Genomic DNA, 6,002 nt, shown 5'->3' with positions numbered 1-6,002 from the left:
TGACCGGACGCGATCCCGCCCTGCCCGCGCTCTATTGTGGCTCGCATCTGGATACTGTCAGCCAAGGCGGCGCCTATGACGGTCAGGCCGGGGTGGCAGCGGCGCTGGCGCTGGTGGCGGCGATGCGTGCAACAGGGGTGACACCGGAGGCCGATTTCGTCGTAACTGTTACCCGTGCCGAGGAAAGCGTCTGGTTTCCAGTGTCCTATATCGGGTCGCGGGCCGCATTGGGGCGGCTCCTGCCTGCCGATCTGGACGCCAAGCGCGTCGATACCGGGCGCAGCCTCGGCGATCACATGCGCGATCAGGGTTTCGACCCGGCTGCAATGATGGCAGCGCCAGCCCCCGGCCCGGCACGGTTTCTGGAGTTTCATATCGAACAAGGTCCGGTGCTTGACCATGCAGCCGAACCCTATGGCATCGTCACCGCAATCCGGGGCGGCCTGCGCTACCGCAATGCGATGGTCCATGGCGCCTGGGCCCATTCGGGTGCCGCGCCGCGCGCGGGGCGCGCCGATACTGTGGTGGCTTTCGCCTATCTGGTGATGGCTATGGACCGGGTATGGGTGGATTTTCTTGCCGCCGGGTCCGATCTGACGGTGACTTTCGGCAAGGTCGACGCGGCCACATCCGCGCATGCCATGGCCAAGGTTGCGGGAGAATTGGGATTCTGCCTTGACCTGCGATCGGAAAGTGTTGCCGTTCTCGATGCCGCAGATGTCGCATTGCGCCATGAAATCGCGCGGATAGAAGCCGAACGCCCAGGCATCCGCTTCGATCTGGGCCTTCAAAGCCGCAGCCAACCGGCACAGCTATCGGCTGCTATGGCCGACTGGGTTGCCGAAGGGTCCGCGCGGATCGGCGATAACCCGCGCCGGATGCTTTCGGGCGGCGGGCATGATGCCGCCGCTTTTTCCAGCGCCGGGTGGGACAGTACGATGGTTTTCATCCGCAACTGGAACGGAAGCCACTGTCCGGATGAGGCGATGGATAATGCCGATCTGGAGCGTGCGGTGCAGGCGGTCTTTGCGGTCTTGTCGGAAAATACCGCTCCATGAGCACGAAATCCCTGTCGCAAACCGCTTATGGCCGCATCCGGGATGATATTCTCGAAGGGAGGATTGCCCCGAACAGCATCCTGACCGAGCGCGACCTTGCGGCGTCTCTTGGAATTTCCCGCACGCCCTTGCGTTCAGCACTCTCCATGTTGGAGCGCGAGCAGGTTATCGAGCGGATGGTCAACGGCGCGATTCTGGTGCGCCGGATTTCGATAGAACATCTGCTGGATATCATTCAGCTTCGCCTTATCCTTGAAAAAGCCGCTGCCGGGCGGGCGGCAGAATTTGGGCTGTCGCCCGAACTCATCGCCGCGCGCGAAAAGCAGACCCAGTATCTGGAAGGCAACGCCGCTCAGTTTGAGGATTTCTGGCAGGACGACGGGGATTTCCATCGCGCCGTTGCGATGGCGGCCCGGCTTACGCTGCTGCCGGAACTGCTGGCCGAACAGCGCGCCATTGTGCAGCGCTGCACCATCATTCGCCATGAGATCAATTTCGCCGATCAGGCACGCGAACACATCGCCGTCATTGATGCCATTGCGGCAGGCGATCCTGCCGCCGCCCGCAGCGCCATGCTCCAGCATTTCGAAAACATGCGTGCCCGGACCTTGGGTTGGCTCGACCGGGGCTGAATCGGTGAACGGGCGCAGCCGTTCGGGTCTGCCGTCCCTTGGCGCGCAGTGACCGCCCCCTTGAACCCGCTCGTTCACCACCAGAACGGAACCCAATTTCCGTGAAACCGGGTCTGCAACTTTGTCCCGGCGGATTGCTCCGCCGGGAAAGACAAATCACGGACGGACTGATAGCCACCCGAATTTTTGCCGCGTGGTGCGGCGAAGGGAAGGAACATCCCAGCGGCAGTGCCGTGGCACGAGACGGCTACCATCGAAACCCCGTCGCATCCCATGGCCTCGTTTGCGTTCCGAAGATCCGGGGATCAGTCGGTCAGACTGCGGATCGGCTCTGCCGGTGCAGGGGAAAAGCCCACCAATTCGGTCGTCAGCTTTGCATAAGTGCCATCCGCGACCATCTCTGCCAGTGCCTTGTTGACCGCAGCGGTCAGGTTCGGTTTGCCCTTCTTGATGGCAAAGCCCTTCTGGATCGTGCTGACCGGTTCATCCAGCATTTTCAACGGCAGGCTCGACGTTTTGATGACATAGCCGGCCGCCACCGCATCCGTCACGATCGCATCGACATTGCCATTTGCCAAATCCTGGAAGCCATCGGATTCTGCCTTGTAGGCCTTGACCTCGCCCCCCAGTTCCGCAGCGATCTTTGTCCAGTTCGAAGCGACAAGACCACCGACCGGGTGGCCCTTCAGATCGGCTGGCGTTTTGATGTCGCTGTCCTGACGTACAACGACGCGACCGCCCGACTCCAACCAACCATCAGAGAAAGTCACCTGCTTCTGGCGCTCCTCCGTGATGTCCATGGCAACGCTGATGATGTCGTACTGATTGGCTTCCAACCCGATCAGCACACTTTCCCATTTCACCAGCACCGGATCGTATTCAAGGCCGAGACGGCGCGCAATCTCACCCATCACACGGATTTCCAGCCCGTCCAACTCGCCGTTCGGCGCGCGCATCGAGAATGGTGGATAGGTGCCCTCGGTTGCCGCACTCAGCTTGCCGGGGACAAGAAGTTCAAGTTCACCCGCAGCCTGGACCGGGCTGGCGAAGGTAAAGACGGCGGCGGCGATGGCACTTAAGGCCAGTGCTTTGATTTTCATTGGGTCTACCTCTGTGTTGCTAGGGTTTGTTTTGCGGGCTTGTCGTGGCTTGCAGCCGGGTTTCGGCAATAAGGGCGAGGAATTCTGCAAGGATCGTGGCACCGAGCAAGGCAGTTATCTGGCCCGGCCCGTCATAAAGCGGGTTGAGTTCAACCACGTCGAAACCGACCAGCGTTACACCCCGGATCATCCGCACAAGGGCAAGTGCCTCACGCGCGCTGGGGCCGCCACATTCCGGCGTCTGAACCCCCGGCGCGAATGCCGGATCAACGAAATCGAGATCAAAACTGGCATAGGAGGGGCCGCGGCCTGCGCGCTCAGCGACAAGGCGCGCGACTTCGCGCAAGCCAAGATCAAACATTTCGTCACAGGTTATAACTCTGTAGCCCAGATCCTCCGATTGGCTGACATCGGTTGGCTGGAACAGTGATCCGCGCAGGCCGATCTGGATTGAGCGCGAGGGATCAATCAATCCCTCCTCCACCGCGCGGCGAAACATAGTGCCGGCTGAATAGCGCTTGCCGTCAAAGTAACTGTCCCATGTGTCGGTATGACTGTCGAAATGGATCAGGCCAACCGGCCCGTGCCGATGCGCAACCGCCCGCAGCGCCGCAAGTGACACCGAATGATCGCCGCCGATCGCGCAAGGAATGACCCCTGCATCGACCAGCGTTGCGACAGAACGCTCCATCAGCGCGAGGCTTTCGATTTCGTAGCCCGGCACGACATTGGCGTCGCCGGCATCCGCGACCTTCAACACCTCAAATACGTTGATGTTGCCGCGCGACGGGTTGATCGGCCGCAGCATCACCGACATCGCGCGCAGCGCGTTCGGGCCAAAGCGCGCGCCGGTGCGATAGGGCGCACCAGAATCCGACGGCAGGCCGATGATTGCCGCATCAAGGCCCGCAAGACTGGTTGCCAGCGGAAGCCGCATGAAGCTGGGCAAGCCGACAAAGCGCGGGGTGGAGAGTGAATCGACAGGAAGCACGGACATGGTTCAGCTCATCCTCGCATAATGCCGTTCCAGCCAGTTCGCGAGCTGGGTAAGCATGGTGGTCAGTGCCAGATAGATAAGCGCAACGGCGATGTAGAAATCGAAGGGCCGGAACGTCGCTGAAATCAACGTCTGGGCGTAAAGCGTCAGTTCCACGACCGTAATTGTTGATAAAAGTGAGGTGTTTTTCAGCGCGCTGATCGCCTCGTTGGTAATAGCGGGCAGGATAATCCGAAGAACTTGCGGCAGGATGATCGTGCGCATGGTCTGCGCCCGGCTGAAGCCGAGTGCGAAGGAGCTTTCCATCTGCCCCTTGTGAATCGCCGAAAGCCCGGCCCGGATGATCTCGGCAACATAGGCACCGGAGTTGATGCCCAGCGCAAAGACCCCGGCCGAGAACGGCGACAGCCGCAGGCCAAGCTGCGGCAAGCCGAAATAGATGATGAATATCTGTATCAATGCAGGCGTGCCGCGAATGAACCAGATGTAGAATTCTGCCACGCCGCGAACCGCGATCCAATCCGACCTTTGCGCAAGTGCTGCGGCAAGACCACAGATCCAACTGACGATAATTGTCGATATGGTCAGCCACAGCACCAGCCACGACGCTGCCATGAAACCCGGCCCGTAAACCACGACATCGTTGAAGTAGCTATGGTTCATGGGCTGACCTCGTGCCGGGTATCGTTGTGCAGGATGCGGTGCAGAAACTGCCGCAATCTTGGGCTTTCGGGATCCCGCAATACCTGGTCGGGGTGCCCTTGTTCTGCAATCACACCTTGGTCAAAGAACAACACCCGGTCGGAAACATCGCGCGCAAAGGCAATCTCATGCGTCACGAGCAGCATGGTCATTCCTTCCGCCGCAAGTGACGCCATCAACGTCAGCACCTCATGCACGAGTTCGGGGTCGAGCGCGGATGTGACCTCATCAAAAAGCATCAGCTTTGGTTTCATCGCCAAGGCGCGGGCGATGGCGACACGCTGTTGCTGACCGCCCGACAGTTTCGCCGGATAGGCATCGCGCTTTTCCAAAAGACCGATGCGGTCAAGCAAGGTTTCGGCGTCGCTGATCGCCTTGGGCTTCTTCACACCCCGCAACATCACCGGGGCATGGATCACGTTTTGCAGTACCGTCATATGCGGCCAGAGGTTGAAACTCTGAAAAACCATCCCGATCTCGGTGCGCAGTTGTTGCAGTTGTTGCGCCGACGGGCGGCGGCCTGCACTCCCACTCCAGTCAAAGGAGAAGTTGCCGAAGTCTATGGTTCCCTGCTGCGGAATTTCCATCGCATTGATTGTGCGCAGAAAAGTGGATTTTCCCGAGCCAGAAGCCCCGATGATCGAGACCACTTCGCCTTGAACAACATCAAGCGAAATGCCTTTAAGGACTTCCAAAGTACCAAAGCTCTTGCGGATACCGTTCAGCCGCAAAAGCGGCGCTGGCGCGGGACTCATGCTGCACCCTCCCGCCGGATTTCCAGTTCAATATCGCGGGGCGTGTGGTCGGCACCGTTGATCGGGGTGATATCCTGCGGGCAAGCGGACAGCACCAGCAACACGTCCATTTCCGCGCGCAACAAGACATGATCACCCGGTCGACTTACCGGAGGCAGTCGGTCCAGCGACCCATCCGCCGCGACCGGCACATTCATGAACAGGTTCAGTGAGGCCGGGGTGAATGACAAGCTGACGCCATGGTTCCCGATGGCCTCATGGAAGTTGTCCGTGCAACTGCGATGCGGTGCCGTGCAGCCGAGTTCCCGATAGATCGCACTGCTGCACGGGCATAAAAGCGTATCATGCCGACCGGGGCTCGTGTCCTCCACCAAGGTCAGCATCGGGCGGCGATGGATCGACACGACCTGCTGGCCGTTGTCGAAAAAGATGTTGCTGTTGACAGAGCGCGTATGCTCCATCGCGGAATGTTCTTCCGGGTTTGCAAGCGCCAGTGCCCATGTGTCCACAACCTGATTGCCATAAGGGTTACGGACAAGCGCATGCTCCCCCGCGTTCAGCACATATGCCGCACCGTGACGCGCAGGCAGGATGTGATGACTTGCCGTCATCCCTGGCCCCTTTGAGCGACTTTCGCGCCGATCTGCCGGGGCATGACCCGCCTGTGTGGCTGACATAAAAAACTGGGCATTGGTCACGTCCGTCCCGTTTTGGCAAGCTGACGCCGCTGCGCCGCATATCCATTGATTGCAGCATAC

General features: G+C 60.0%; 7 protein-coding genes. 2 read left to right on the top strand and 5 right to left on the bottom strand.

Annotation, left to right across the window (positions count from 1 at the left end):
• Both L0H65_RS13025 and L0H65_RS13020 read left to right on the top strand, forming a co-directional pair.
• Positions 1 to 1,058: M20/M25/M40 family metallo-hydrolase (locus L0H65_RS13025; protein WP_301459483.1), on the top strand; the 1,058-nt coding region annotated here is incomplete at its 5' end.
• Positions 1,055 to 1,690 (top strand): GntR family transcriptional regulator, encoded by a 636-nt coding sequence (locus L0H65_RS13020; protein WP_301459482.1) that lies wholly within the window; start codon positions 1,055 to 1,057, stop codon positions 1,688 to 1,690. The genes L0H65_RS13025 and L0H65_RS13020, both read left to right, overlap by 4 nt.
• 305 nt (positions 1,691 to 1,995) lie before the next feature.
• Here the strand turns inward: L0H65_RS13020 and L0H65_RS13015 are convergent, their stop codons facing one another.
• From L0H65_RS13015 to L0H65_RS12995, 5 genes are read right to left on the bottom strand one after another with little or no spacing between them, the layout of a single operon-like run.
• Positions 1,996 to 2,790, bottom strand: coding sequence for a transporter substrate-binding domain-containing protein (locus tag L0H65_RS13015; RefSeq protein ID WP_301459481.1), 795 nt, complete (start codon positions 2,788 to 2,790; stop codon positions 1,996 to 1,998).
• 19 nt (positions 2,791 to 2,809) lie between these two features.
• A complete protein-coding gene (locus L0H65_RS13010) occupies positions 2,810 to 3,787 on the bottom strand; it encodes an agmatinase (protein ID WP_301459480.1) in 978 nt (325 codons plus the stop codon).
• A 3-nt stretch (positions 3,788 to 3,790) separates the two neighbouring features.
• Positions 3,791 to 4,450 (bottom strand): amino acid ABC transporter permease, encoded by a 660-nt coding sequence (locus L0H65_RS13005; protein WP_301459479.1) that lies wholly within the window; start codon positions 4,448 to 4,450, stop codon positions 3,791 to 3,793.
• Positions 4,447 to 5,244, bottom strand: coding sequence for an amino acid ABC transporter ATP-binding protein (locus tag L0H65_RS13000; protein ID WP_301459478.1), 798 nt, complete (start codon positions 5,242 to 5,244; stop codon positions 4,447 to 4,449). Before L0H65_RS13000 ends, L0H65_RS13005 begins: the two co-directional genes overlap by 4 nt.
• On the bottom strand, positions 5,241 to 5,855 hold the full coding sequence (locus tag L0H65_RS12995) for an urea carboxylase-associated family protein (protein ID WP_301459477.1): 615 nt from the start codon (positions 5,853 to 5,855) through the stop codon (positions 5,241 to 5,243). Before L0H65_RS12995 ends, L0H65_RS13000 begins: the two co-directional genes overlap by 4 nt.
• Between the last annotated feature and the right edge of the window lie 147 nt (positions 5,856 to 6,002).

It is taken from the genome of Pseudorhodobacter sp., from assembly GCF_030452865.1.
Taxonomy (GTDB): domain Bacteria; phylum Pseudomonadota; class Alphaproteobacteria; order Rhodobacterales; family Rhodobacteraceae; genus Pseudorhodobacter.
This window is presented reverse-complemented; position numbering and strand designations above follow the sequence as displayed.